The organism is Rhizobium ruizarguesonis, from assembly GCF_017357285.1.
Classification (GTDB): Bacteria; Pseudomonadota; Alphaproteobacteria; order Rhizobiales; family Rhizobiaceae; genus Rhizobium; species Rhizobium ruizarguesonis.
This window is the reverse complement of sequence record NZ_CP071678.1, coordinates 2,835,134-2,859,544: the sequence shown is the minus strand read 5'-3', so window position 1 is coordinate 2,859,544 and position 24,411 is coordinate 2,835,134. Positions and strand designations below refer to the sequence as shown.

At 60.4% G+C, this 24,411-nt stretch carries 28 protein-coding genes; 17 read left to right on the top strand and 11 right to left on the bottom strand.

All coding sequences use genetic code 11. The annotated features are described in order from the left end of the window. Window positions 1-73 precede the first annotated feature (73 nt). The 5 genes from J3P73_RS14165 to J3P73_RS14145 all read left to right on the top strand — a co-directional run bounded on the left by J3P73_RS14165 (window position 74) and on the right by J3P73_RS14145 (window position 4,959). Window positions 74-631 carry a thermonuclease family protein gene (locus tag J3P73_RS14165; RefSeq protein ID WP_024322058.1) on the top strand — a complete coding sequence of 186 codons (558 nt, stop codon included), beginning with the start codon at window positions 74-76 and terminating at the stop codon, window positions 629-631. A gap of 4 nt (window positions 632-635) precedes the next feature. Beyond that, window positions 636-1,268, top strand: coding sequence for a uracil-DNA glycosylase family protein (locus J3P73_RS14160; protein WP_024322057.1), 633 nt, complete (start codon window positions 636-638; stop codon window positions 1,266-1,268). Window positions 1,269-1,337: 69 nt separating this feature from the next. Continuing rightward, window positions 1,338-1,826, top strand: a complete 489-nt coding sequence (locus J3P73_RS14155; protein ID WP_003540387.1) for an Lrp/AsnC family transcriptional regulator — start codon at window positions 1,338-1,340, stop codon at window positions 1,824-1,826. A 716-nt stretch (window positions 1,827-2,542) separates the two neighbouring features. Next, complete coding sequence (locus J3P73_RS14150) at window positions 2,543-3,610, top strand: porin (RefSeq protein ID WP_027689125.1); 1,068 nt, start codon at window positions 2,543-2,545, stop codon at window positions 3,608-3,610. 452 nt (window positions 3,611-4,062) lie between these two features. Beyond that, window positions 4,063-4,959 carry a LysR substrate-binding domain-containing protein gene (locus J3P73_RS14145; protein ID WP_018067940.1) on the top strand — a complete coding sequence of 299 codons (897 nt, stop codon included), beginning with the start codon at window positions 4,063-4,065 and terminating at the stop codon, window positions 4,957-4,959. Window positions 4,960-5,092: 133 nt separating this feature from the next. On the opposite strand, the gene J3P73_RS14140 is transcribed toward J3P73_RS14145, so the two are convergent. Further along, window positions 5,093-5,776, bottom strand: coding sequence for a DNA alkylation repair protein (locus J3P73_RS14140; protein ID WP_024321910.1), 684 nt, complete (start codon window positions 5,774-5,776; stop codon window positions 5,093-5,095). Beyond that, window positions 5,773-6,642: an NAD(P)-dependent oxidoreductase gene (locus J3P73_RS14135; protein WP_024321909.1), complete on the bottom strand. Its 870-nt coding sequence runs from the start codon at window positions 6,640-6,642 to the stop codon at window positions 5,773-5,775. Before J3P73_RS14135 ends, J3P73_RS14140 begins: the two co-directional genes overlap by 4 nt. A gap of 162 nt (window positions 6,643-6,804) precedes the next feature. Between J3P73_RS14135 and J3P73_RS14130 the strand changes: the two genes are divergently transcribed. The 10 genes from J3P73_RS14130 to J3P73_RS14085 all read left to right on the top strand — a co-directional run bounded on the left by J3P73_RS14130 (window position 6,805) and on the right by J3P73_RS14085 (window position 13,969). After that, a complete protein-coding gene (locus tag J3P73_RS14130; RefSeq protein ID WP_024321908.1) occupies window positions 6,805-7,173 on the top strand; it encodes a hypothetical protein in 369 nt (122 codons plus the stop codon). 200 nt (window positions 7,174-7,373) lie between these two features. Continuing rightward, on the top strand, window positions 7,374-8,339 hold the full coding sequence (locus tag J3P73_RS14125) for an aliphatic sulfonate ABC transporter substrate-binding protein (protein WP_024321906.1): 966 nt from the start codon (window positions 7,374-7,376) through the stop codon (window positions 8,337-8,339). A gap of 368 nt (window positions 8,340-8,707) precedes the next feature. Beyond that, a complete protein-coding gene (ssuD, locus tag J3P73_RS14120) occupies window positions 8,708-9,898 on the top strand; it encodes an FMNH2-dependent alkanesulfonate monooxygenase (RefSeq protein ID WP_024321905.1) in 1,191 nt (396 codons plus the stop codon). Window positions 9,899-9,984: 86 nt separating this feature from the next. Then, a complete protein-coding gene (gene ssuC, locus J3P73_RS14115) occupies window positions 9,985-10,821 on the top strand; it encodes an aliphatic sulfonate ABC transporter permease SsuC (RefSeq protein ID WP_018067948.1) in 837 nt (278 codons plus the stop codon). Window positions 10,822-10,831: 10 nt separating this feature from the next. Next, the gene (locus tag J3P73_RS14110) at window positions 10,832-11,659 is read left to right on the top strand and encodes an ATP-binding cassette domain-containing protein (RefSeq protein WP_024321904.1); all 828 of its coding nucleotides are present in this window, start codon (window positions 10,832-10,834) and stop codon (window positions 11,657-11,659) included. Between the two features lie 249 nt (window positions 11,660-11,908). Beyond that, on the top strand, window positions 11,909-12,232 hold the full coding sequence (locus J3P73_RS14105) for an ArsR/SmtB family transcription factor (protein ID WP_024321903.1): 324 nt from the start codon (window positions 11,909-11,911) through the stop codon (window positions 12,230-12,232). Then, window positions 12,229-12,639, top strand: coding sequence for an SRPBCC family protein (locus J3P73_RS14100; RefSeq protein ID WP_018067950.1), 411 nt, complete (start codon window positions 12,229-12,231; stop codon window positions 12,637-12,639). Before J3P73_RS14105 ends, J3P73_RS14100 begins: the two co-directional genes overlap by 4 nt. Window positions 12,640-12,696: 57 nt before the next feature. Further along, window positions 12,697-12,918, top strand: a complete 222-nt coding sequence (locus tag J3P73_RS14095) for a hypothetical protein (RefSeq protein WP_024321902.1) — start codon at window positions 12,697-12,699, stop codon at window positions 12,916-12,918. A gap of 11 nt (window positions 12,919-12,929) precedes the next feature. Further along, on the top strand, window positions 12,930-13,400 hold the full coding sequence (locus J3P73_RS14090; protein ID WP_024321901.1) for a DUF1801 domain-containing protein: 471 nt from the start codon (window positions 12,930-12,932) through the stop codon (window positions 13,398-13,400). A 101-nt stretch (window positions 13,401-13,501) separates the two neighbouring features. Continuing rightward, a complete protein-coding gene (locus tag J3P73_RS14085) occupies window positions 13,502-13,969 on the top strand; it encodes a DUF1801 domain-containing protein (protein ID WP_130691938.1) in 468 nt (155 codons plus the stop codon). A 55-nt stretch (window positions 13,970-14,024) separates the two neighbouring features. Here J3P73_RS14085 and J3P73_RS14080 read toward each other — a convergent pair whose 3' ends face one another. From J3P73_RS14080 to J3P73_RS14065, 4 genes are all read right to left on the bottom strand, one after another. Next, complete coding sequence (locus tag J3P73_RS14080) at window positions 14,025-14,501, bottom strand: SRPBCC family protein (RefSeq protein ID WP_018068614.1); 477 nt, start codon at window positions 14,499-14,501, stop codon at window positions 14,025-14,027. Next, window positions 14,498-14,839 (bottom strand): ArsR/SmtB family transcription factor, encoded by a 342-nt coding sequence (locus J3P73_RS14075; RefSeq protein WP_018068615.1) that lies wholly within the window; start codon window positions 14,837-14,839, stop codon window positions 14,498-14,500. Before J3P73_RS14075 ends, J3P73_RS14080 begins: the two co-directional genes overlap by 4 nt. Beyond that, complete coding sequence (locus J3P73_RS14070; RefSeq protein ID WP_207579652.1) at window positions 14,836-15,522, bottom strand: glutathione S-transferase family protein; 687 nt, start codon at window positions 15,520-15,522, stop codon at window positions 14,836-14,838. The genes J3P73_RS14075 and J3P73_RS14070 overlap by 4 nt, the downstream gene beginning before the upstream one ends. 98 nt (window positions 15,523-15,620) lie before the next feature. Beyond that, the gene (locus J3P73_RS14065; protein WP_024321899.1) at window positions 15,621-16,439 is read right to left on the bottom strand and encodes a class I SAM-dependent DNA methyltransferase; all 819 of its coding nucleotides are present in this window, start codon (window positions 16,437-16,439) and stop codon (window positions 15,621-15,623) included. 115 nt (window positions 16,440-16,554) lie between these two features. On the opposite strand from J3P73_RS14065, the gene J3P73_RS14060 reads away from it, so the two are divergent. Beyond that, window positions 16,555-17,280, top strand: a complete 726-nt coding sequence (locus J3P73_RS14060; RefSeq protein ID WP_018068618.1) for a DUF2270 domain-containing protein — start codon at window positions 16,555-16,557, stop codon at window positions 17,278-17,280. 165 nt (window positions 17,281-17,445) lie between these two features. Here J3P73_RS14060 and J3P73_RS14055 read toward each other — a convergent pair whose 3' ends face one another. From J3P73_RS14055 to J3P73_RS14040, 4 genes are all read right to left on the bottom strand, one after another. Next, window positions 17,446-17,712, bottom strand: coding sequence for an usg protein (locus J3P73_RS14055; protein WP_018068619.1), 267 nt, complete (start codon window positions 17,710-17,712; stop codon window positions 17,446-17,448). A gap of 221 nt (window positions 17,713-17,933) precedes the next feature. Continuing rightward, window positions 17,934-18,764, bottom strand: coding sequence for an ABC transporter permease (locus tag J3P73_RS14050; protein ID WP_130691934.1), 831 nt, complete (start codon window positions 18,762-18,764; stop codon window positions 17,934-17,936). Beyond that, window positions 18,761-19,567 carry an ABC transporter permease gene (locus J3P73_RS14045; RefSeq protein ID WP_024321898.1) on the bottom strand — a complete coding sequence of 269 codons (807 nt, stop codon included), beginning with the start codon at window positions 19,565-19,567 and terminating at the stop codon, window positions 18,761-18,763. The genes J3P73_RS14050 and J3P73_RS14045 overlap by 4 nt, the downstream gene beginning before the upstream one ends. A gap of 112 nt (window positions 19,568-19,679) precedes the next feature. Next, window positions 19,680-20,453 (bottom strand): transporter substrate-binding domain-containing protein, encoded by a 774-nt coding sequence (locus J3P73_RS14040; protein WP_018480745.1) that lies wholly within the window; start codon window positions 20,451-20,453, stop codon window positions 19,680-19,682. A 331-nt stretch (window positions 20,454-20,784) separates the two neighbouring features. Here J3P73_RS14040 and J3P73_RS14035 point away from each other — a divergent pair, with 331 nt between their 5' ends. Further along, on the top strand, window positions 20,785-22,962 hold the full coding sequence (locus J3P73_RS14035) for an OmpA family protein (protein ID WP_024321897.1): 2,178 nt from the start codon (window positions 20,785-20,787) through the stop codon (window positions 22,960-22,962). Window positions 22,963-23,237: 275 nt separating this feature from the next. On the opposite strand, the gene J3P73_RS14030 is transcribed toward J3P73_RS14035, so the two are convergent. Continuing rightward, complete coding sequence (locus tag J3P73_RS14030) at window positions 23,238-24,326, bottom strand: ABC transporter ATP-binding protein (RefSeq protein WP_018068624.1); 1,089 nt, start codon at window positions 24,324-24,326, stop codon at window positions 23,238-23,240. Window positions 24,327-24,411 lie beyond the last annotated feature (85 nt).

The following is a 24,411-nucleotide window of genomic DNA, read 5'->3' as shown; positions in this document are numbered from 1 at the left end:
GAGCTTAACCGGCAATTCTTAAGAAGATGTTTGCCATCTTTGCCAAGGATTTGTTTTTTAAGGAGGCGAAAGCGTGACACGGGGCCTGCGCCTGATTCGCGACGGCGTGACCGCTTTTGCCCTGCTGGCGCTCGTGGCGCTGATCGCCGCCAAGCTCAACGATGCAGCAAAAATCGAGCACGCCGGCGCCTTTCATGCTGCCGACGGTGACAGTCTGACATTGGGAGACGAGCGGTTGCGCCTCGAAGGCATCGATGCGCCGGAGCTCAACCAGAGCTGCGAGCGGGCGGGGAAAGCCTGGGCCTGCGGGCGCGCGGCGCGCGAGGCGCTGCAGGACATGGTGCTGGCATCGGGAACACTTTGTCAGGGCAGCCGGCGTGACCGCTACAACAGGCTGCTCGTCATCTGCCGGAGCGGGGCAGGCGGCGACATCAATGCCGCCATGGTGCGCCGGGGCATGGCCATTTCCTATGGCGATTATGGCAAAGAGGAGGCCGAGGCGAGGGCTCAGAAGGCAGGCCTCTGGGCCGGAACTTTCGAGCGGCCGCGCGACGTGCGCAATCATGCGCACCAGAGGTCGGGTTTCGACGGCGCCCTGCGTTTCATCGCGCAGATCGTCGGATGGGAGTAAAGTCATGACCGACGAAGCCATGCTGGAGACGCTCCGGCGGGAGATCGCCTCCTGTCGGATCTGTCGTGACACGCCGGCGAAAGGCCCCGAACACCGGCTGCCGCACGAGCCGCGGCCGGTGGCGGTGATCTCGTCGAGCGCGCGCATACTGATCGCCGGGCAGGCGCCGGGGCTTCGGGTGCATGAGAGCGGCCTGCCATTCGACGATGCCTCGGGCGACCGGTTGCGGTCATGGCTTGGCGTTGACAGGGCAAGCTTCTACGACCGCGGCCGATTCGCCATCGTGCCTATGGGCTTCTGCTTTCCTGGCTATGACGACAAGGGCGCCGATCTGCCGCCGCGGCGCGAATGCGCGTCGTTCTGGCGGCAAAGAGTGATCTCAGCCATGCCGCAAATCGAACTGGTGCTGGTCATCGGCCAATATGCGCAGGCCTGGCATATGGCCGGTGAAAGGCGGGACAATATGACCGAGACGGTGCGGGCATGGCGTGACTGTCTTCTGTCCGACCGATTGCCGGCCGTGCTGCCGCTGCCGCATCCGAGCTGGCGCAACAGCGGCTGGCTGAAGCGCAATCCCTGGTTCGAGAAAGAATTGCTCCCGGTCTTACAGGAACGAACGAAAACGCTGCTTTCCTGAAACAAAATTCTTTTAGTTGCGCGGAATCGAGTTATACAAAGAAAATAATTCGAAAGGACTGTTGTGCGCATGGACCGCCTCGACCGGAAAATACTGCGTCTTCTGCAAGAAGATTCGACACTTGCCGTTGCCGATCTCGCCAAGAAAGTGGGTCTCTCGACGACGCCATGCTGGCGGCGCATCCAGAAGATGGAAGAAGACGGCGTCATCAAGCGCCGAGTCGCCATCCTCGATCCGGAGAAGGTCAACACCAAGGTCACCGTCTTCGTGTCGATTCGCACTGCCACGCATTCGATCGAATGGCTGCGCCGCTTTTCCGAGGTGGTCGCCGAATTCCCCGAAGTGGTGGAATTCTACCGGATGAGTGGTGATGTCGATTATCTCTTGCGAGTCGTCGTGCCCGATATTGCCGCCTATGACGCTTTTTATAAGCGGATGATCGCCAAGATCGAGATTCGCGACGTTTCCTCCGCCTTTGCGATGGAGCAGATCAAGTATTCGACGCAGCTGCCGCTCGACTACATGATTCTCGATAATGCCAAATCCAACGAGGATTGAGGTCAAGTGTGCGGCCGTGACCGCACGCGACACGGCAAAGTCCAGCGCGGCCTCATACCAGGCGTGAGTCTGCGACCTCGGATATGCCCGTTGGAGGCGACTTGTGACATCCTGGCCGCACGTGGGAATGCCAGTTAGCAAGGCCGAGTTTGGGGATGTGCGGTCCCGCGACTGAAAAAAAGCCTCAAAAATAGCGAAAAAACGCTCAAATCGAACCAAATTCCTGGAAAAATGAATAGCCTGGTAAGGATTCTGGGGTTATGGTCGATTAAACCAGTGGGCGATATGTCATAATTTTGTCTCATTGGTATCGAATTCAGAACACTATGTTCTAAACCGCCACCTTGTTTGTGCTTGTTAGCCGGCGGTAGAGTTTACGCGCTTCACCAGTATGTTCGACGGGGTCGGACGGTGGAGAATTTGACAATGGGTGTAGCGTGTGCGGCTTGCGATGGAGGATCTCCGTCGCGGAGCCGTTTTGCATGTTTTTCGTATAAATATTTGAAATTGTTGTATAAAAATCACGTTGCCGGGGAAAGTAGCCCGTGAGAACCCATCTGGCGTATATCGACAATTGCTTGATAGAGCCTTGTATGTGATGACGGTTTGGCGGTTCGATCGATCCGCACGCCGAGATGGCTGTTCAAACTGGGCCGGCTTCAAATCGACTACCCGATCTGAAGCCAGCCCCGATCGACAAAGGAATGGATTGGTAAATGAACATCAGAATGGTTTTGCTTGCATCAGCAGCAGCATTTGCTGCATCGACGCCGGTTCTTGCAGCTGACGCTATTGTTGCTGCTGAGCCGGAACCGGTTGAATATGTTCGCGTCTGCGACGCTTACGGCACCGGCTACTTCTACATCCCGGGCACCGAAACCTGCCTCAAGATCGAAGGCTACATCCGTTTCCAGGTCAACGTTGGCGAAGATGTCGGCGGCGATTCGGACTGGGATGCCGTCACCCGCGGTCAGGTTCAGTTCACGGCCAAGAGCGACACCGAGTATGGTCCGCTGACCGGCGTCATCGTCATGCAGTTCAATGCTGACAATGCCACCGATCAGGACGCCATCCTCGACTCCGCTTACCTCGACGTCGCGGGCTTCCGCGCCGGTCTGTTCTACAGCTGGTGGGACGATGGTCTCTCTGGCGAAACCGACGACATCGGTTCGGTCGTAACGCTCCACAACTCGATCCGCTATCAGTATGAAAGCGGCACCTTCTACGCCGGCCTCAGTGTCGATGAACTGGAAGACGGCGTTTACCAGGGTACCTTTACTCCCGGCGTCATTCCCGGCACCACCGACTTTACTGCGGACGATGGTCCGAACAATGTCGGCGTTGCCTTCGGCGTTGGCGGCACTGCCGGCGCATTCAGCTACCAGGTCACTGGCGGCTGGGACTTCGACAACGAAGACGGCGCTATCCGTGCAATGGGTACGGTTGACATCGGTCCCGGTACGCTCGGCCTCGCCGGCGTTTACTCTTCCGGCCCGAACTCCTACTACTCCTCAGCTGAATGGGCTATCGCTGCCGAATACGCTATCAAGGCAACCGACAAGCTCAAGATCACCCCGGGCGTTCAGTACTACGGCAACTACTTCGGCGGTGGCACGGAAGTTCCGGAAGACTTCGACGGTCTCGGCGATGCCTGGAAGGCTGGTCTGACGGTTGATTACCAGATCGTCGACAACTTCTACGCCAAGGCTTCGGTTCAGTGGCTCGATCCGGAAGATGGCGACGACACCACGACGGGCTACTTCCGTCTGCAGCGTTCGTTCTAATCCACTTGGTGGATATGCTCCCGGTCTTCGGACCGGGAGCACTTAAATCAGTTTCTGATCCGAGTGACCTCCGATCAGCTACGGGGACGGGTCCGGTCTTCCCTGCCGGACCGTCCTTGCAGCGTTTTTGACGCACAGTCTTCAAGGCAGTCTTTCTGGATCGTCTTTTCAGGTGAGCCGAACAGGTACGTTTCGTATCGTATGTCGGCATTTTGTTAGCCTCGGCTATTGAGGCACCCCCGTTTTCAATTTTTCAAGCAAGCTGGATCGGCCGAGATATTGCCGTGCGGACGGCTGTCGATTGATTGACTTCGTCTGCATCGGCTAGCTTGCCGCAACGGGTCGTGAAAAGAAAATCTAATGCCGACAATGTGATTACAGCTTTTTGGGAGAGAGGATACAACCTTTGCTGGGGGCTGGCATTCATTCACACTCTCGGATAGCTTGTTCTTATGGACGATCTCAACGACTACTATTATTTCGCCGCTGTCGTCTCCAGCGGCGGTTTCGCTTCTGCAAGTCGCGATCTCAAAATACCACGTTCGAAACTCAGCAGGCGGGTCAGCCGTCTCGAGGATGGGCTTGGCGCAAGGCTTATAGAACGCTCGACGCGTCACTTCCGGGTGACAGAGATCGGTCAAGCTTTTTACGAAAGATGCCAGACCATCCTGCAGGAGGCCGACCGCGCCAAGTCGATCGTCACCGAGGCCCAATCCGATCCACAGGGCGTGGTGCGGATGGGGTGCCCGCTCGCTCTCGTCGACATCTCGGTCGGGGGCATCCTGCCTGAATTCTTGGAACGTTACCCGAAGATCAAGCTGCAGATCATCGGCTCCGACCGGCGCGCCGACCTCATCAACGAACGGATCGATCTCGAGGTGAGGGCGACCAACGAGCCGGAGACGCAGACGAGCCTGACGATGCGCAAGCTCGACCGGGCGCGACGTATCCTGGTCGCAAGTCCCTCGCTCGTCGAGCGTACCGGCAGTTTGAATTGCGTTGACGAGCTCGCCGACCTTCCGACGCTGGCAATGACGTCATGGGTGTCGTTCCACACCTGGGAACTGGTCGGTCCGAATGACGCCAAACAGGTGATTCGTCATCAGCCGCGGCTCACCTGCCGCAGCATGACCGCCATCCTCGACGCGGCCCGGGCCGGTCTCGGCTTCGGGCTTCTGCTCGAAAGCGCCTGCGAGGCCGATCTCCAGGCTGGCAAGCTGGTGCGGGTGCTGCCGGAATGGCAGTCGGAGGAGAGCCAGTTCTACATCGTTTTCACGACGGCCAAGGGCATGCCGCCGGCGGTGCGGGTGCTGATCGATTTCCTGGTCGAGAAATCCAGGCAGCATTGACGAAGAGGCTTCAGCCTGAAGCGCGTCGCAATCTTTCAGAATCGCTCCTTGCACTTTGGGGCTTTATTTTCCGTATGTCGTCATCGCAAAACACTGCACAGTTTGCGCGACATAGTTTGGGAGCCGATCGGCCTTATCTCAACCGTGCCAGCAGCTTTTCGCCGGCCAGCTCCCTGACGGCATCCTTGCCGATCCAGCGGGCAGTTTTATCAGGGCTTTCCGCCAGGGCCTTTGCGAGTGCCAGCGCCGGCGCATGGCAGGCCAGATTGCGCTTGCCGACATTGCGCAGCGCCCAATTCACCGCCTTGCGCACGAAGTTTCGGGGGTCGCCGGAATGAGCCTTGATCAGCGGCAGCCAGGCAAGAATGGTGGCGTCGGGCTCCTTTTTCCGGTGGACGGCACCGCCGGCAATCATGGCGAAGGCTGTGCGCCGGACGAATTCGCGCTCGTCGGCAGCGAATTCCCAGATGAGCTCGTCCAACCGGGCCTCGACGAAGAGATCGGCGGCGCAATCGACGATCTCCCAGGAGTTGAAATCATCGGCCCAATTTTGGGCTTCTTCCGTCGTCAACCGCTTCGGCTCGGCCGTGTAGAGGGCAAGTAGGCGGGCTTCGCGGATATCGCTTCGCCAGAGCTGCATTGCCCTGACGTGATCCTTCTTCGCCACTCTGGCGACCGCCTTGATATCGGGATTGGAGATACCGAGGGCGCGGCCGGTAACAATACCGAAGCGCGCCATGCCGGCGACATTCTCCTCCGAGCGCAGCGTTTCGAGATGCGCGATCAATTCGGCCGCATCGGAGGAGGGGCCGATCATTTTTCCAGGCGGGCGAGCAGCGAGGATGTGTCCCAACGATTGCCGCCCATCGCCTGCACGTCGCCGTAGAACTGGTCGACGACGGCGGTGACCGGCAGCTTGGCGCCGTTGCGGCGGGCTTCGGTGAGCACGATGCCGAGATCCTTGCGCATCCAGTCGACCGCGAAGCCGAAATCATACTTGCCTGCGTTCATGGTCTTGTGGCGGTTTTCCATCTGCCAGGAGCCGGCTGCCCCCTTGGAAATCACCTCGACCACCTTTTCGATATCGAGGCCGGCACGCTTGCCGAAATGCAGCGCCTCGGCAAGTCCCTGGACGAGGCCGGCGATGCAGATCTGGTTGACCATCTTGGTCAACTGGCCCGAGCCTGCCGGTCCCATCAAACCAACCATGCGGGCATAGGCGTCGATGACAGGCCTGGCGCATTCGAAGACGGCCTCGTCGCCACCGCACATGACAGTCAGGACGCCGTTTTCAGCGCCGGCCTGGCCGCCGGAGACGGGAGCGTCGATGAAATCGACAGCTTTTTCCTTCGCCGCGGCATAAAGTTCGCGGGCGACTTCAGCGCTGGCGGTGGTGTTGTCGATCAGCACCGAACCGGGCTTCATGCCGTGTAAGGCGCCGTTCTCGCTCAATGTCACCGATCGGAGATCTTCGTCATTGCCGACGCAGACGAAGACGAAGTCGGCGCCAGCGGCGGCCTCAGCCGGAGTAGGGGCCGATTTGCCGGAGAATTTCTCGGCCCAAGCGGCGGCTTTTGCCGGCGTGCGGTTATAGACGGTGACATCGTGGCCGCCTTTCGTCTTCAAATGCCCCGCCATTGGGAAACCCATGACGCCGAGACCGATGAACGCGACTTTTGCCATATGTCCTATCCTTTTCCTCAAGTGCAGGCCCGAGGATTAACCGAAACGGCGGGAGCAGAAAAGCCCGTGAAGGCAGACTTCCTTCCGATTGACGCATATGAGGCTGGCTACCGTTCGGCCGAGCCCTAAATTGGAAGGAAGGCATTATGTTCCTGGGGTGACATGAGCGAAATTCCGACGATCAAGCCGCGGCGCAAAGGCCGTAGCGGAATGCAGGCGATGCTTATTCCATCGCAGCAGATGGTCGCAGAGCAGATTCGATCGGCACCGGAAGGTGTACTCACCGAAGTCGGCGTTCTCCGCCGCCGTCTTGCCGCTCAATACGGGGCGGACGCCTGTTGTCCGGTGACCGTGCAGCGGCATTTGCGTGCGATCGCCGAGTTGTCCTTCGGCGCGCTGGAGAAGGGCGAGCGGGTTTCGACGGTTACGCCCTATTGGCGCATGGTCGATCCCGCAAGCCTGCTTGCGAAGCGTCTTGCCGGCGGCCCCACCTTCATCCGCGAGCGGTTGGCCGCGGAAGGTCGGGAGTGAGCCGGGATAGTACTCAGCATAAAGGACGCGCGAAAAAATTCCGCTTAAGGGCGATTTCCGGGCCGCAAAATTTCAGTAAAGGCGGAATCTTGCAAATAAAATTGTCGATATAAATTATAGATTTAATCATCATGGCATTCATCACTGACAGGGTCGACCAGCCGAAAACAGGCCCGGCACCATCAAAAAAGGGGAAAGTCATGATTTCACGTCGACAAACGCTCGGGCTTTTCGCAGCCGCTGCGGCCACGGCAATCCTGCCGGCTGTCCGGCCGGCACGCGCTGCCGCCAGCGAATTCCGTATAGGCTGGCAGAAGAACGGCGTGCTGGCGCTCGCCAAGCGTCGCAGCGCACTTGAAAAGCGGCTTGCCGACCACGGCATTACCGTCAGCTGGTCGGAATTCACCTCCGGCCCGCCGCTTCTCGAAGCGCTGGGCGCCGGCGCTCTCGATTTCGGTGCGACCGGCGATGTGCCGCCGCTCTTTGCCCAGGCGGCTGGCGGGCAGCTCTATTATGTCGGTCTCTACAAGGGCAGCCCGGCAGCCTCGGCTATCCTCGTGCGCAAGGATTCGTCCATCAAGACACTTGAAGACCTCAAGGGTAAAAAGGTCGCTTTCAAGCGCGGCTCCAGCGCGCATAATGTAACCGTTAAGGTTTTGCGCAAGGCGGGCCTGAAGCCCGAAGATGTCGAGCAGGTCGATCTTTCGCCGCCGGATGCCGCCGCCGCGTTCAAGAATGGCAGCATCGACGCCTGGTCGATCTGGGATCCTTATCTGGCGATTGCCGAAGCCGATCCGGAGACACGTATCCTGACGACCGCTGAAGGCGTCGTTGATTCCTACAGCTTCTTCCTCGCCAATCGCGATTTCACCGATGCCAACGCGCAAGTGATCGTCGACGTGATCGATGAGCTTGCCAAGGTCGGGAAGTCGGCACAGAGCAATCTCGACGAAACGGTCAAGGAGCTTTCCGAAATTACCGGCGTGCCGGCTGACGTGACGCGCGTAACATTGACGCGCAAGGGCGCCGATCTCGGCAGCGTCTCGACCATCACCGATGCCGCCGCCGCCTATCAGCAGGCACTCGCAGACGAATTCTACGGGCTCGGCATCCTGCCGAAGAAACTCGCGACCGGCGATATTATCTGGCGTCCCAAGGCGAGCTGATTTTCCGCCCGGTGCCAAGATTTCCGGTTCAGCGGCATGGAGAGGGCTTCCATGCCGCTGAACCGGAAAAATATTCTCCAAAACGGATTACAATAGCAAATTGATATTGTCGATCTAATTACTGGTCTATGTCAATATCCTCTCGATTGGAGCGGACACCGAAAAGCATCGGCCAGCCGCCATCCGATCGACAGGGACATTTTAGATGCTCACGCACAGACAGACAGCCGGCCTTCTTGCACCCTCCGCCACCACCACGATCCTCCCAAGCATCCGTGCGGCGGCGTTATGCGGGCAGACGGTCTGTGCGTCGTCACTTGCAGAGAGCCATCTCGACCGCGAATTCCGCAGCTAAAGGACCGTCTTCTATGACCACCACCTCCCATACAGGTATATCCGGACCTATCAATTTCCTCTGGTTCATCCCGACATCGGGCGACGGCACCTATCTCGGCTCCTCCGAGCTCAACCGTGCGCCGGAGATCGGTTATCTCACGCAGATCGCCCAGGCCGTCGACCGGCTCGGCTATTCCGGCGTGCTGCTGCCGACCGGGGTTGCCTGCGAGGAATCCTTCGTGACGGCGGCAGCCCTTGCCGCCAAGACCGAGAAGCTGCAGTTCCTGGTGGCAATCCGCCCCGGCACGGCATCGCCTGCCTATTACGCGCGTCTTGCGACGACGCTCGACCGCATCTCCAACGGCCGGCTGCTGCTCAACATCGTCGTCGGCGGCAGCCCGGCGGAGCTTGCCGGCGACGGCATCCATCTCGAGCATGACGAGCGCTACGCCCATGCCGAGGAGTTCTTCACCGTCTTTGAGGAACTGCTGGAAAAGGGAACGGCAAGCTTCGACGGCAAATACATCAAGGCGACCAATGCGCGCCTCGGCTTTCCCTCGGTGCAGAACCCGCGCCCGCCGCTCTATTTCGGCGGTTCGTCGGATGCCGGCATCGATTTCTCCGTTGGCCGGGTCGACAAGTATCTGACCTGGGGCGAGCCGCCGGCACAGGTTGCCGAGAAGATCACCAAGGTGCGCAAGGCCGCCGGCGAACGCGGCCGCGAGGTGAGCTTCGGCATCCGCCTGCACTTCATCGTACGCGAAACCGATGATGAGGCATGGGAGGCGGCCGAGCGGCTGATCCGCCATCTTGACGATGATACGATCCGCGAGGCGCAGGAGCGCTTCGTCCAGGAGTCCGACTCAGTCGGCCAGAAGCGCATGGCCGCCCTTCATGGCGGGCGCCGCGACAAGCTCGAAGTCTCGCCGAACCTCTGGGCCGGTGTCGGCCTGGTGCGCGCCGGTGCGGGCACGGCGCTTGTGGGATCGCCGAAGACGGTGGCTGCGCGCCTTCGCGAGTATCAGGAGATCGGCATCGATACGGTGATCGGCTCCGGCTATCCGCATCTCGAAGAGGCCTATCGCGTCGCCGAGCTGCTTTTCCCTGAGCTCGGCATTACCCGCGACCAGCAGCGCCTGGGTTTCAACAACGAGTTCGGCCGCAAGCAGGTCTTCGCAGGCGGCAGCCATGGCGGCAATCTGAAAGTCGTCTCCGGCTCCTGATCTCGAACGAAGACGCAGAGCGTGACACCGTCGCAAGCCGCTTGGGGCTTGCGGCATCCTGCTCCCGATAAGCGCGAGGACAATGCATGTCGACTTTCGATACTCCGTTCGTACGGTCGGTCGCTTCCGAAAAGGCCGGGAAGGCGCGGTTCCGCCTGCCGCTGCCCGGCCTGGAGAAGCTAACGCCCTATCTGGTGCCGGTGGCGATCGTGGCGTTCTGGCAGCTTGCCTCCTCGGCCGGCTGGATCTCGTCGCGCATCATGCCCTCGCCGGCCGATGTCGGCCTCGCCTTCTGGTCGACGACGGTTTCCGGCCAGTTGCCGAATGACGTGCTGGTGAGCGCCGGCCGCGCCTTTGCCGGCCTTCTCGTTGGCGGCTCGATCGGCTTCCTGCTCGGTATCGCCAATGGCGTATCGCGTATTTCCGAGCAGCTGACCGATACCACGCTGCAGATGCTGCGCACCATTCCGCACCTGGCAATGATCCCGCTCGTCATCCTGTGGTTCGGGATCGGCGAGGAATCGAAGCTGTTTCTCACCTCGCTCGGCGTGCTCTTCCCCGTTTATCTCAACACCTATCACGGCGTGCGCAATGTCGATCGCGATCTGATCGAGATGGGCAAGGTCTATGGCATGGGCAACTGGACGCTCTTCCGCAAGGTGATCTTTCCAGGCGCGCTGCCGTCGATCTTCGTCGGCCTGAGATATGCCCTCGGCATCATGTGGCTGACGCTGATCGTATCGGAATCGATCGCAGCATCCTCAGGCATCGGCCACATGGCCAACAATGCCCGCGAATTCATGATGACTGACGTCGTCGTGCTCGCCCTCGTCATCTATGCCGTGCTCGGCAAGCTTGCCGATGTCATCGCCCGGGTTCTGGAGAGGCGGCTGCTCGCCTGGAACCCGGTCTATCAGAAATAGGAGAGACGCCATGACATCGATCGCGCATGAGCGTTTTCACGCCGTCGCCGAAGAGCCAGCTTATGCGCGCGAAAACGCGCCCACGGCCGGTCGTAGTGCACCCGCGGCGATTAGCCTGAGGGGGCTTGAAAAGAGTTTTGGGGCCAACCGCGTGCTGCGCGGCATCAACCTGCATATCCCAGCTGGCCAGTTCGTCGCCGTGATCGGCAAGAGCGGCTGCGGCAAGAGCACGCTGCTGCGCATTCTGATGGGCCTCGACGAGCCGAGTGCCGGCGCGTTGCATTTCGAGGATGCCGATGGCGCGCCGGCGAGCCCGAACGCGCGCATCGTCTTCCAGGAGCCGAGGCTGCTGCCCTGGCTCAGTGTCGCAGATAATGTCGTGGTCGGGCTCGGAGACGGCATCGACGGCCGGGCTGCGGCGAAGGCGGCTGAGGCCGTGCTTGCCGAAGTCCAGCTCGGCGAAAAGACCAGGGAATGGCCGGCGCGGCTTTCCGGCGGGCAGCGGCAGCGCGTGGCGCTGGCGCGGGCGCTGGTGAGCCGGCCGGGCGTGCTGGTGCTCGACGAACCGCTCGGTGCGCTCGATGCGCTGACGCGGATCAGCATGCAGGAACTCATCAACCGTGTCTGGCGCGAACTCGGCTTCACCGCCGTGCTCGTCACACATGATGTCAGCGAGGCGGTGCATCTCGCCGACCGGGTCATCGTGCTCGACGAGGGGCGGATCGCACTCGATCTTCCCATTCCCTATCCGCATCCGCGCCGGCACGGCCATCCCGGCCTTGCCGAGCTGGAGGGCCGACTGCTTGCCGCGATCCTCGGTACAGACAGCGGCCATTGATCCCGGCGCTATTCGCGAGGTTGCATGACCTCGGCATAGGCGAGGCGTGTCGGTGCGAGCATGCATCACCAATGGCGAAGATGTATAGCCGCCTGGGTATGAGAGAATCAGCCGTCTCTGCCGAAGTGCGCTGCGGCACGCGCCAAAATCAGCAACAATAGTTTTCCTAGCTCGCCTTACGTCCAGCTTGACACACTCATACCTTCATGGCTATACGTCAACCCATAGCCAACGGGGTATGGATTGTAGATGTCGGACACCCAAGACGTGCTCTTCAGAACGCTCGCCGATCCGACCCGGAGGGCTCTTTTCGAACGGCTATGCCGCGAAGGAGAAAAGACGGTCGGGGCTCTGACGGCTCGGGCCGGGGTCTCGCAACCGGTCGTCTCAAAACATCTCGGAATCCTGAAACAGGCCGGATTGGTGCGTGATCGTCACGAAGGTCGCCAGACGCATTACAGCGCGCAGCTCGGTGCGCTGGCGCCGCTGGTCGACTGGACAAGTGAGATGGCCGACTTTTGGCAGAATCGGTTCGACCAGCTGGAAGATCTACTGAAAAGGATGGACCAATGACCGAAATATCCACCGAAACTCGTTCCGTCGTCGTCGAACGAGAGATCCCTTTTCCGCCGGAAAAGATCTGGCGGGCGCTCACCCAGCCACATCTGATCGCGGACTGGCTGATGAAGAACGACTTCGTGCCGGTCGTGGATCACCGTTTCAAGCTGAGCGCGGATTGGGGCTCCGTCGATTGCCAGGTCCTGGAGGTCGAGCCGAACAAAACCCTGTCTTACACCTGGGCTGCCTATGATCTCGCGAGCGTCGTCACCTGGACTCTCACGCCCACGAGCGCGGGCACGCAGCTGCGCATGGAGCAGTCGGGCTTCCGACCGGATCAGCGGCAGGCCTACGGGGGCGCCAGGAGCGGGTGGGAGCGGTTCTTTGCAAATCTCGAGCAGGTCCTGGCGCGGATAGAGTGAGGCCGCGGCCAAACGGATCACGCCATCCGCTTCGGCTTGTTTTCGCAGGAGGTTCCCTTGAATTGGAATAACTGGTTTCGGCAGATCCACCGTTGGCTGTCCATTGCCTTTACGCTGGCCGTCATAATTAATATCATCACGATGGTGCAGGAGAAATCATCCGTCTGGGTGGGGCTCATGGCGCTGCTGCCGCTGACCTTGCTCCTGCTCACTGGTCTCTACTTGTTCGCGCTGCCATATGCCACCAAGTGGCGCGGCGCGGGACGCAGCGGAGGGTAGGAGTGACGGCAATGTCCGGGAAGACATCCAAGACCGCAGCGAAGATCACGAAGAAGACAGCAGCCACGCCTGATACCGCGGAGCCGACCCTTCTCTCGGGCGGCAACCCTCAGATCGCCAAGGGTTACGGCGACGCTCCCGTGCAAGCCTACATCGCCGCCATGCCGGGCTGGAAAAGCGACATCGGGCATCGCCTCGATGCGCTCATCACGCGCATGGTGCCGGGGGTGTATAAGGCCGTGAAATGGAACTCGCCGCTCTATGGCATGGAAGGGCAGGGCTGGTTTCTCGGTGTCCATTGCTTCGCGAAATACATCAAACTTGCTTTCTTCCGTGGCACGTCGCTCAGTCCCATCCCACCCGGCGAGTCCAAGCAAAAGGAAGTGCGTTACTTCCACATCCATGAGGAAGACCAACTCGACGAGGCTCAGCTCGCCGCCTGGGTGGAGCAAGCCAGCCGAGTGCCCGGTGAACGAATGTAAGCGGATGCGTAGATTTAATGCGTTAGAGCGTCCTTTGTGCGTCTGAAAGGACGCACGGCGCTCTAGGTCATCAGCACTTAAGGGATGGAGGAGCGATATTGATGAAGAAAGCCACGGCAACCATGAAGAAGAGCGGCTCCAGCGAAGAGAAAGACGGAGACTCTCCTTCTCGTTTGATCGATGCGAGAATCGAGGAGTTGAGCGATTGGCGAGGCGAGACGCTCGCCCGGGTCCGAACTCTCATTAGGCAGGCCGCGCCCGACGTGGTCGAGGAATGGAAGTGGAGAGGCGTTCCGGTGTGGGAGCACGCCGGCATCATCTGCACCGGCGAGACCTACAAAAGCGTGGTGAAGCTGACCTTCGCCAAGGGCGCATCGCTGGAGGACCCTTCAGGCCTCTTCAACTCCAGCCTTGACGGCAATACCAGGCGCGCCATCGATTTCCATGAGGGCGATGAGATCAACGAGCAAGCATTGAAGGCGCTCGTTCGCGCCGCCGCCGCACTCAACACGTCAACGCGGGCTGCCGCTCGCCCCGCCGGCTCCCGAAAAAAACCAAGCAGCGCTTGAGGCTTGGCAATATCGCCTGAAACGCGTCGCATCGAACTTGATTTGGCGACATGTGTCAGTGGATCGGGCTTTCCTCGCGCTCGAGGAAGAGTTGCAGATTGTCGAGGCCGATTTCGGTGCCCTGGAGGCGGGCGCCGTTGTCAGCGTAGCCGTCGAGGAAGACCACCTGTTCGGTGAAGACCATTTTCGTGCCGCCGGGTTCGGCTTCAAAGGCGATGGTTGTGAGCGATGCGGAGATGCGGCTTTCCCCAAGCTTCATCTCATAGGCATAGATGATGCGGGCATCGGGCACGATATCGATGTAATGGGCGTCATAGGCGTGCAGGAGGCCGTCAGTATCGGCGACGTAGTTCCTTTCCTTGCCACCGGGGCGGAAATCGAGCCCGTAGTCCAGCGGCACCCATTCGCCGTGGCAGGCGAACCATTGGCGTTTGGCCTCTGGCGCCGACCAGGCGCGGAAGACGCGGGCGACGGGCGCCTTCAGGTGACGCTCGATGACGAGAGTGGCGTGTTCGGCGGATCGTGTCGTCATTCGGAAAATGTCTCCGGTTCATCAGCCAGAAATTGGTCGAGGCGGTCGAAGGTGGTGGTCCACTGGATCTTTCGCTGCTCCACCCAGCGCTCGACGGCGGCAAGCGCGTCCTTCTGCAGGCGGTAGGTGCGCACGCGACCGGCCTTTGCGGAAAGGACAAGACCGCTTTCCTCCAACACCTGCAGATGTTTCAGCACCGTCGGCAGGGCAACGGCAAGCGGCGCCGCCAGTTCGGTGACTGAGGCGGGGCCGCGACCGAGCCGGTCGATCATACCGCGGCGGCTGCGGTCGGAGAGCGCGTGGAACATGCGGTCGAGATCAGTCTGGCTCTCGATCATCCCGCCGCATCCCGAAAGCGCGCCGGCAGCCTTTCCTTATAGGGATAGAATTTGAAGTAGGGGCGGGCCTCTTCCAGCACCCGTCCAAAGGATGGCCGCGCGAGCAGCCGATCGTAATAGGCGCGAAGGTTCCGCTGCTCCTGGCTGAAGGGAATCAGCGTCTCGGCATAGAAGAGCGCTGGGGCTGCAGCGCAATCGGCCACGGTGAAGCCGTCGCCTGATATCCACGGCTTATCGACGAGCTGCTTTTCGATCATTGAGTAAGCGGTGGCAAGCGTCGCCTTGGCGGCCTCAACCTCGCGTTCGTCGGCCGTGCCCTCTGGGCGCATGTGGTTGCTGACCAGCGTCTGCATAGGTGTCTGGACATAGAGATCGAAAAAGCGATCCCAGAGACGGACCTGCAGCGCCCGGTCGATCTCCAGCGGCAGCAGGCGGATAGGCCCCGGATAATATTGCTCGAGATATTCGATGATGATTGATGTTTCGGGAATGGTGCTGTCGCGCGCCTCGTCGCGCAGCAGCGGCATCTTGCCGATCGGCCAGAAGCGGAAAAGATCGGCGCGCGACTCCTCGCTGGAAAGATCAACGATGCGGTCCTCGAACGGGGTACCGTTCTCGTAAAGCGCGATCAGCACCTTGTGGCAGAAGGAGGCAAGCGGATGTCCATAGAGCACGAGCGACATATGGCGACCTTTCCTGTCGAATACTTTACCGTTCGACTAAGTATCAGGTTGCAGAGCATCGCGCAAGGGATAGTTCGCCGATCGTGCAAGTATCGGCCTCAGCCGATATGCCTGGCGATGACGAGATGGCCGGGAGTTGGCTCGCCGTCTTCCATGCGCACGTTGATATCCGATATCTCGACGAGTTCGAAACCGGTGGCCGTCAGGCGTTCTCTCACATAGGCGTCGGCATGGGCGAAGCGCTGGTGCGGGCCGACCATATAGGCGCGGCCGGCGAGTATTTCCTCGGGCAGGGTTTCCGAGGAGAAGATGAACAAGCCGCCCGGCGTCAGGTTCTCGGCGGCGCCGAAGAAAAGCGGTTCGAGCGCGCCGAGATAGGGCAGCACGTCGGTGGCGGCGATGATGTCGAAGGCCTCCTCGTCGTTGTCATCGAGGAAATCCTCGACCTCGGCGACGAAGAGCGTCTCGTAGAGATCCTTCTCATGGGCGATCTCGACCATCTTCTCCGATATGTCGATGCCGGTCATATCGGCGCAGAGGTCGCGTAGCGCGCCGCCGGTGAGGCCTGTGCCGCAGCCGAGATCCAGCAGCCGCTTGAATGGTCCGAGCTTCAGTTCCTGCAGGCGCTGGCGCACCAGCATCGGAACGTGATAGCCGAGCTGCTCGACGAGCACGTCCTCGAAAACCTCGGCATGCTGGTCGAACAAGGTCTCGACATAGGCGTCGGGCGCCTTGACCGGCGTTTCGCCGCGGCCCATCGCGGCGATGCGCACGGCCGCACCGCCGTGATCGTCGGGATCGATTGCCAGGACTTCCTGATAGGCTGCAACGGCCGCGTCGACATCGCCGGCCTTTTCCAGCGCCAGCGCGCGGTTATAGGCCTCGCCAAGGGCTTCTTCGTCGATCTTCTTTGCCATCGCAGTCCATCGTCCTTTTGTTTCAGGCATGCGTCTAAGGCGGCTTTGGATGTTTTGCAATGGCGCGCTTGCGGGCGCAGAATGGCCGAAAAGAAGACGAAGGGAGGAACGAGCCATGAAAATGGAGCAAGACAGGACGTTATCGGCAAGGGAAGGAGAGGGCGCGCGGCCATTGTTGCTGCCTAGGACACCAATCGAGGTCACCAATGCGCTCTGCCACTATTACCGTGGTGAACTCGGGCGGATGACGAGTTGGCGCGACCGCATCGACCGGACGTCCAATTGGGCGATCACGGTGGTCGCAGCACTCCTTTCGGTGTCGCTGTCGACGCCGACCTCGCATCACGGCGTGCTGCTGTTCGGGATGATGCTGGTGACGCTGCTTTTGATGATTGAGGCGCGGCGCTATCGCTTCTTCGATATCTACCGCGCCCGCGTTCGCCAGATCGAGCGCTGCTATTTCGCTGAGATTCTGGCGCCCGAGGCTGAGGCCGGCGGCGAATGGGCCGTAGTGGTTGCCAGCAGCCTGCGCAAACCACGCTTCCTGCTCAGCTATCAAGAGGCGATGCACCGCCGGCTCAAACGCAATTACGGCTGGATGTATTTCATCCTGTTGCTCGCCTGGTGTCTGAAGATCTCGACGCCGAAACTGCAGACGGAAGGCATGCCGGCGTTGCAGGCGCAGTCATGGACCTATGTCATCGATAATGCCGCACTCGGGCCGGTTCCCGGCCTTGCGGTGATCGCAATCGTCATCGCATTCTATCTCGGCATGCTCGGCTTCGCCCTTCGCCGGGATCGCGACGAAGGCGAATTCGGCCATGGCGAGGCGCATGTCTGATGCGGCCTACAGCGCCGCGCGTCTTTTGAGACGCGCAAAGGACGCTGTAGCACTTTGAGTTGCTGCATAATTTTATCCTTAAATCGATTCCGATTTAAGGAATTATGCAGTGGAGCATGATACGGCCTGAACCATTCGCCCTATTCGGCACCACACTCCAGCCGATCAGTGCAGGATGAACTCGCCCTTCAGTGCCCGCCACTCGGTTGCCGAGATCAGCCTGCGGTGGATGTAGCGCACCGAATGCAGCGGCCCGTCGAGCTTCTCTTCCCAAAATTTCAGGAAGCCGCGCATTTCGGGAAAATCGGGGGCGAGGTCGTAATCCTGCCAGACATAGGTCTGCAGGATCGCCGGGTGGTCCGGCAGGTGGTAGAGGATCTGGGCGGTCGTCAGACCATAGCCATTCAACTGTTTTTCCATGTCCTTGTGCATCGTATTCCGCTTCTTCTTGTTCCCACTCGCGCGCTTATTAGCGCTACATGATATGGAAACATGCGAGTGGTTAACGGAAGCTTTACAGATACTCCGTAAAAGGACAATTCATTTTTAATATCAACGGTTTGGCAGCATAACGCAGAGAGTGCTGCCAAACTGGATTTTGTTAAATGCATGCCGTTATCCCAAAATCTCGACACAGTTTTGGGTGTCATGCATCAGCGCTTGAGATGCCGGGTCAGGCGGCGCTCGATCCAGGCCCAGAGATGGCGTAAGGCCTCGACGATGGTGAGATAGAAGATCGCTGCCCAGAGATAGGTCTGGTAGTCGAAAGTGCGGGAGAAAGCGTAGCGGGTTTCGCCCATCAGGTCGAGCACTGTGATGATGGCGACGACCGCCGAGCCCTTGATCAGCAGGATGATCTCGTTGCCATAAGGGCGAAGTGCGACGATGAGAGCCTGCGGCAGGATGATCTTGCGGAAGGCGATGTACTTGTGGATACCCAACGCATTCGCGGCCTCTTGCTGGCCATGCGGCACGCTTTCAATGGCGCCGCGCAGGATTTCCGCCTGATAGGCCGCGGTATTGATGGTCATGGCGAAGAGGCCGCAATACCAGGCATCGCGGAAGAACCACCAGATACCGACGGCCTCAAGCTGCGGCCGGAATATGCCGAGGCCGTAATAGACCAGGAACAGCTGGGCAAGCAGCGGCGTGCCGCGGAAGAAATAGATGTAGCCGTAGGCCAGCGCATTCAGCAGCCGGTTCTTTGACATGCGCGCCACGGCAAGCGGCAGCGACAGGATGGCGCCGCAGATGACGGAAATGAAAACGAGGCTCAGCGTGACCCCGAGGCCGTGGACGTAACGCGGCCCGTAGCGGATGAATTTTTCCGGATCCCAGCCATTGATGACGGAAATGACGAGAAGTGCTGCGAGCACAGCCCAGATGGCCACGAGAATATAGCCGGCCATGCGCGCCGGCGTCATCGGCTTCATCACCGCGCGGGGGGCTGGCTGCGGCGGGATCAGCGTTTCGGCATAGCTCATCGACGGATCTCCGAACGCTTGGCCCAACGCTCGACATAGACGAGCAGAAAGGAGGAGAGGATGGCGAGCACCAGATAGAGGCAACAGGCCAGACCATAGAAAAAGAAGGGTTCTTTGGTCACTCGCACGGCGACGCTCGTCTGGCGCAGGATATCGGCAAGGCTGATGATCGAGACGTAGGAGGTGTCCTTCAGCAGCACCATCCACAGGTTCGTCAGGCCCGGCAGCGCGATGCGCACGAGTTGCGGCAGGATGATCAGGCGCAACGTGCGGCCGCTATGCAGCCCAAGCGCGTCGCCTGCCTCATATTGCCCCTTGGGAATGGCGCGGAAGGCCGAGAGCAGCACTTCCGAACAGTAGGCGGAGAAGACGACCGAAAGCGCGATGACGCCGGCGAGGAAGGCGTTGATCTCGATCGGCGGCCCGTCATAACCGACGAAGGTCAGCAGAGACTGGATCAGCATCTGCATGCCATAGTAGATGATGAAGAGCGTCAGAAGCTCCGGCAAGCCGCGGAAGATCGTGGTGTAGATGCCGGAAGCCAGCCGCAGCGGCTTTTCCTCCGACTGCTGGCCGAGCGCCACCAGGAAGCCGATGGCGAGGCCGATCGGCAGGGTGACGATCGCCACCGAAATGGTGACCTGCAGGCCAAGCGCGATCTCGTCGCCCCAGCCGGTATCGCCGCAGGCAAGGATCGTCGACTGACCCCACCAAGTGAAGATGCCAACGGGTCCGCACAGCGGATCGAAAATGTGCACAATCCAGCTCCAAAAGGAGCCCAGCGCGGAAAATAATCCGCCCATGCGAGAATTCCCCTCACGGCTTTTGCCGTTTTGATCTTGTAATCTTTGTCAAACAAAAATGGCGGAAGAGCAAGCCTCCCGCCATTACCTTCATCGCCGGATAGCGAATTTCTTATTGGCCGTAAACGTCGAAGTCGAAGTACTTGTCCTGGATCTTCTTGTACTCACCGCTGGCGCGGATCGCAGCGATCGCCGTGTTCAGCTTCTCCCTGAGCGGATCGCCCTGGCGGATGGCAATACCTGCGCCGTTGCCGTTGATTTCCTTGTCGACCGGCAGGGTCGTCAGGATCTTGCAGCAGGCGCCGGCGTCGGACTTCACCCATTCGGAGAGAACGACGACGTCGTCGATGACGGCGTCGACACGGCCGCTGGCAACGTCGAGCTTGTATTCGTCAGCTGTGGGATAAAGCTTGAGTTCGGTGTCGGCGAGATGCTTCTCGGCATAGTTGGCGTGCGTCGTGGAGGTCTGCGCGCCGATCACCTTGCCCTTGAGGCCGGCGACATCGGTGATCGTCGAATCCTTCGGCACGGCAATGGCCGGCGGGGTGTTGTAGTATTTGTTTGAGAAGTCGACGAGCTTCAGACGCTCCGGCGTGATCGACATGGAGGAGACGATCATGTCGAACTTCTTGGCATTGAGCGCCGGGATGATGCCGTCCCAGTCGGTGCTGACGAAGGTACATTCGGCCTTCATTTCAGCGCACAGCGCCTTGGTGATGTCGATGTCGAAGCCCTGGATCGTGCCGCTGGCATCGACGAATTCGAAGGGCGGATAGGTCGAATCGGTGCCGATCACATATTTCTCGCCATCGGCCATTGCCGAGCCGGCAAAAAGGGACATCGCCGCGATCGAGGCTGCCGCGAAAATACGGGTAGGATTAAGCATGAGGATCCTCTCTGTTGGTAGCCGTCGCTCCTTTTTCTCTTGGGCTGACGGCCGCAGTTCAACGGTGCCGAGACCGCCTTGCGGCGATAATCAGACTTTTTTTCACAGAATTGCAACACAAATCCCATCGCAATTGTGCGGTGCAAATAACAGGCGAGATGAACGCCGGCAGACTGCAACATTCACGCGAGGTTAATCCTCCACTTCCTAGAACCGGAACAAATCGGCGGCTCGGCAATTGCCATTCCGCCGTTTCGCCTCATTGCGAAGCTAGGGGCGGAACCAGGGCCTGGCGGCCTTCAAGAAGCTCAAACAGGATCGAGGAAACCCGATGGGCATGAAATCAAGATTGTTCGCGAGCGCGGCTTTTCCGCTGCTTTCTCTTTCGCTGGCTTTGCAGCCGGCATCGGCGATGGCGGCCGTACGCGACGTCGCGACGCAGGCCTCGGCCGTGCAGCAGGCCGAGCAAGGCAGCTTCGAGGTGGCGCAGGATGCGCCTTCCGAAGAGGAGCTGCTGAAGAAGAAGCGCAAGCAGAAGGAGGAAGCTCCGGCCGAACAGGCGCCGGCCGCCGAGAAGCCGGCGCAGAAGGAAGCGCCCGCCGAAAAGCCGAAGGCTGAGCGTAAGGAAGCTCCGGCGCCCGAACCCAAGGCAGAGCCGGAACCGCCCAAGGCCGAAGCGGCGCCGAAAGAGGCGCCTGCGCTGCAGCCGGAAAGCAAGCCGGAGCGGAAAGCCAAATCGGAAGCCCAGCCCGAGGCGAAGCCGGAGGCCGAGCCGCAGCCGGAACAGCAGCAGCCCGTAACCCAGGACAAGCCGAAAAAGCCGAAGAAACAGGAAACGCAGCAGGCCGAGCCCGAACAGCAGCCGGCGGCAAAGGAAGCGCAGCCGGAGACGGATCAGGCACAGCCAGAAGCCAAGCCGGAAGGCGGCAAGCGGGACAAAGGACAGGACAAGGCCCAGGGCCGGGATAAAGGCAAGGGCAAGGCCGAGAAAGAGGCCCAGCCTGCCGCTCCCGAGGCCGTGACGCCGACTGCGGAAACGGCCAAGCCCGAAGCCACGCCGGAGGAAAAACCCGCCGCCGAGGCGCCGGCCGAGAAAAAGCCGGCAAAGGGCAAGACTGCGGCACCCGCAGACAAGCCGAGCGAAGAGAAGGCGACCGAAGACAAGGCGGCGGCCCCGGAAGCTGCGCCCGCCGAAAAGCCCAAGGATGGTACGGCGGCAAAGCCTGCCGGTGAACAGCCCGCCGCGCCCGCGACCGACACTGCCCAGCCGCTGCCGGATGCCAGCGGCGGCCAGCAGGTCGAGCAGGCCATTCCGGCGCCGGAAAAGGCTTCTCCCGAGGAGCTGGAGCGCCGCAAGAAGATTGCCGCCGATCCGGCCAAGAGCAACGAAACCGTCGTGCTGCCGGTCGAGAACGGCGCGGCCGTGCTCGACAGCGACAAGGATGCCGACCGCAGCAAGGGCCGGGAAGGCCGCCGCGACCGCGACAAGCAGCGCGCCGACAGCCAGGAGGTGAAGGTGCCGACCTCGGATGCCGATGCACAGGCTTTGAGCGGTGCCAAAGCGCCGGCGCCAGTCAAACTCGAGGCGGTGACCCGCGAGAAGGGCAGGAAGCTCGACGAGCGGCCGCAATTCGTCCGTCCCGACGGCGCGCGCTTCGACGACCGTGGTGACGACAGCCGTGTGATCATCCAGTACGACAACAGGACGATCGTGCGCGGCGACGACGACAGGCGCTTCCTGCGCGACGGCGAACGGCCGAGCTACGAAGAGCTGTCCGGCGACCGCTACCGCGAGACGATCGCGCGACCGGAAGGCTATCGCATCGTCACGATCCGCAACCGCTACGGCGACATCATCCAGCGGTCGCGCGTTGATGCCCGCGGACGCGAGGACGTGCTCTATTATTCCCAGGACCTCTATGACGATCCGGACCGCGACTATTTCGAGGATCCGGGCGCCGACCTGCCGCCGATGCGGCTGCGCGTGCCGCTCAGCGACTACATCATCGATACCCGCAGCGACCCGAACCGGGACTATTACGAGTTCCTGAGCGAGCCGCCCGTCGAGCCGGTGGAGCGCGTCTATTCGCTGGATGAGGTGAAATATTCGGCCCGTATCCGCGACAAGGTGCGCCGCATCGACCTCGACACGATCACCTTCGCGACCGGCAGCGCCGAGATCCCGATGACCCAGGCGCGCACGTTGCGCAAGGTCGCCGACGCGATCAGCCAGGTGCTCGAGAAGGATCCGAGCGAAACCTTCCTGATCGAGGGTCATACGGATGCTGTTGGCTCAGACCAGAGCAACCTGATCCTCTCCGACCAGCGGGCCGAATCGGTCGCTAACGTGCTCTCCGACGTCTACGGCATTGCGCCGGAAAACCTTGCGACGCAGGGCTATGGCGAGAGCTACCTGAAGGTCAACACGGTAGGCCCGGAACAGGAAAACCGCCGCGTCACCATCCGCCGCGTCACGGCGCTGGTCCGCCCGGTCGCTGCCAACAGGTAATGATATTGCCCCTCCCCATTTCCGGGGAGGGGCATCTCGGTCTTGCTTCTTCTTTCAACGTGGCTTGAAAGGTGATTGAGCCGTACGGCTCGCTCCCTCTTCTCCCAGCGGGGAGGTGGCGGCAGGAGAGCGGATTGTCGTCGAACATCGGAGGCATTGCGACGCCCTTTAGCGCCTATGCCGCGCTGCCGACGCCCCTGTCTTTGAATTCATACGGCGCAGATCGCGATGTCGGAATGTCCTCTTGGTGGATTGCCGTATAGTTCGCGGTGCTTTTAGCCCACCGTGTCTCCGGTACTTTTAAGGAAAAAGTGCATTTTCTGGGTATCAATTGGAACACTAATCCTGTCATCCGGGCCAACGCGCGATGACGCGTGGATCTGGGCAGTAAAGGCCGCTGACCCGACCTTGCCGATCGCCAGTGTGTATGGACCGAGGGGCTCGATATCGGCGACATGAAGGCTCACAGTTGAAACGTTGGAATCCCCAACCATAGTATGTTCCGGTCGGATCCCGAGAACCACTGACTGTCCCACTGCCGCCGAAAGGCGCTCGGCTCTTTGTGGGGGAACCGGAATGTTGACCCCACCCTCGGCTTGGAAGGCAATTCCACCGGCGTTTTGCACAAGTTGCCCCTCGATGAAGTTCATGCTTGGCGAACCGATGAAGGCAGCGACAAAGAGATTCTTCGGAGATTCATAAAGGGTGATCGGATCTGCGGCCTGTTCGATCCGCCCTTGATTCATAACCACGACCCGATCTGCCATCGTCATCGCCTCTACCTGATCATGTGTAACGTACACGATCGTGGTTTTGAGCCTGCGGTGTAAGAGCTTGATTTCTGTTCGCATTTCAATGCGCAGTTTAGCGTCGAGATTGGACAACGGTTCGTCGAACAGGAACACATCCGGCTGGCGAACAATCGCCCGGCCAATCGCCACGCGTTGGCGTTGGCCACCTGAGAGCGCGTTCGGCTTGCGTTTCAAATAGGCACCGAGATTGAGAATGCGCGCCGCATTTGCAACGGCGGCATCGATGTCCTGCTTCGGCGTTCCGCGCACCTTCATGCCGTAGCCGATGTTTTCGGCGACTGTCATATGCGGATAGAGCGCGTAATTCTGAAACACCATCGAGCAATTGCGCAGACCCGGGCGCAGCGCAGTAACGTCCCGCTCGCCGATACGGATTTCCCCTGATGTCGTCTGTTCCAGCCCCGCGATCATCCGCAGTGTGGTTGTCTTCCCGCAGCCGGAAGGTCCGACAAGAACCACGAATTCCTTGTCGGCAATTGCCAAATCGAGCGGAGGAATGACCTCAACGCTACCAAAGGATTTGGTGACCTGATCCAAACTCACCTGGGACATGCTGTAACCTTTTCATGAGAATTCCATCGCCTGGCCCAGCGCATCGGCCCCAAAATCGGAATCGATTTTCGGAAAGCACGATGCG

Excerpts from the sequence above, each read along its gene's own strand:
- J3P73_RS14155 (WP_003540387.1), top strand. The coding sequence starts at position 1,338 with ATGGACCGCCTCGACCGGAAAATACTGCGTCTTCTGCAAGAAGATTCG.
- J3P73_RS14125 (WP_024321906.1), top strand. The coding sequence starts at position 7,374 with ATGATTTCACGTCGACAAACGCTCGGGCTTTTCGCAGCCGCTGCGGCC.
- J3P73_RS14140 (WP_024321910.1), bottom strand. The coding sequence starts at position 5,776 with ATGATCGGCCCCTCCTCCGATGCGGCCGAATTGATCGCGCATCTCGAA.
- ssuD (WP_024321905.1), top strand. The coding sequence starts at position 8,708 with ATGACCACCACCTCCCATACAGGTATATCCGGACCTATCAATTTCCTC.
- J3P73_RS14035 (WP_024321897.1), top strand. The coding sequence starts at position 20,785 with ATGGGCATGAAATCAAGATTGTTCGCGAGCGCGGCTTTTCCGCTGCTT.
- J3P73_RS14075 (WP_018068615.1), bottom strand. The coding sequence starts at position 14,839 with ATGATCGAGAGCCAGACTGATCTCGACCGCATGTTCCACGCGCTCTCC.
- J3P73_RS14100 (WP_018067950.1), top strand. The coding sequence starts at position 12,229 with ATGACCGAAATATCCACCGAAACTCGTTCCGTCGTCGTCGAACGAGAG.
- J3P73_RS14150 (WP_027689125.1), top strand. The coding sequence starts at position 2,543 with ATGAACATCAGAATGGTTTTGCTTGCATCAGCAGCAGCATTTGCTGCA.
- ssuC (WP_018067948.1), top strand. The coding sequence starts at position 9,985 with ATGTCGACTTTCGATACTCCGTTCGTACGGTCGGTCGCTTCCGAAAAG.
- J3P73_RS14080 (WP_018068614.1), bottom strand. The coding sequence starts at position 14,501 with ATGACGACACGATCCGCCGAACACGCCACTCTCGTCATCGAGCGTCAC.
- J3P73_RS14105 (WP_024321903.1), top strand. The coding sequence starts at position 11,909 with ATGTCGGACACCCAAGACGTGCTCTTCAGAACGCTCGCCGATCCGACC.
- J3P73_RS14110 (WP_024321904.1), top strand. The coding sequence starts at position 10,832 with ATGACATCGATCGCGCATGAGCGTTTTCACGCCGTCGCCGAAGAGCCA.
- J3P73_RS14145 (WP_018067940.1), top strand. The coding sequence starts at position 4,063 with ATGGACGATCTCAACGACTACTATTATTTCGCCGCTGTCGTCTCCAGC.
- J3P73_RS14060 (WP_018068618.1), top strand. The coding sequence starts at position 16,555 with ATGAAAATGGAGCAAGACAGGACGTTATCGGCAAGGGAAGGAGAGGGC.
- J3P73_RS14135 (WP_024321909.1), bottom strand. The coding sequence starts at position 6,642 with ATGGCAAAAGTCGCGTTCATCGGTCTCGGCGTCATGGGTTTCCCAATG.
- J3P73_RS14085 (WP_130691938.1), top strand. The coding sequence starts at position 13,502 with ATGAAGAAAGCCACGGCAACCATGAAGAAGAGCGGCTCCAGCGAAGAG.
- J3P73_RS14045 (WP_024321898.1), bottom strand. The coding sequence starts at position 19,567 with ATGGGCGGATTATTTTCCGCGCTGGGCTCCTTTTGGAGCTGGATTGTG.
- J3P73_RS14160 (WP_024322057.1), top strand. The coding sequence starts at position 636 with ATGACCGACGAAGCCATGCTGGAGACGCTCCGGCGGGAGATCGCCTCC.
- J3P73_RS14130 (WP_024321908.1), top strand. The coding sequence starts at position 6,805 with ATGAGCGAAATTCCGACGATCAAGCCGCGGCGCAAAGGCCGTAGCGGA.
- J3P73_RS14090 (WP_024321901.1), top strand. The coding sequence starts at position 12,930 with ATGTCCGGGAAGACATCCAAGACCGCAGCGAAGATCACGAAGAAGACA.
- J3P73_RS14030 (WP_018068624.1), bottom strand. The coding sequence starts at position 24,326 with ATGTCCCAGGTGAGTTTGGATCAGGTCACCAAATCCTTTGGTAGCGTT.
- J3P73_RS14065 (WP_024321899.1), bottom strand. The coding sequence starts at position 16,439 with ATGGCAAAGAAGATCGACGAAGAAGCCCTTGGCGAGGCCTATAACCGC.
- J3P73_RS14070 (WP_207579652.1), bottom strand. The coding sequence starts at position 15,522 with ATGTCGCTCGTGCTCTATGGACATCCGCTTGCCTCCTTCTGCCACAAG.
- J3P73_RS14050 (WP_130691934.1), bottom strand. The coding sequence starts at position 18,764 with ATGAGCTATGCCGAAACGCTGATCCCGCCGCAGCCAGCCCCCCGCGCG.
- J3P73_RS14055 (WP_018068619.1), bottom strand. The coding sequence starts at position 17,712 with ATGCACAAGGACATGGAAAAACAGTTGAATGGCTATGGTCTGACGACC.
- J3P73_RS14040 (WP_018480745.1), bottom strand. The coding sequence starts at position 20,453 with ATGCTTAATCCTACCCGTATTTTCGCGGCAGCCTCGATCGCGGCGATG.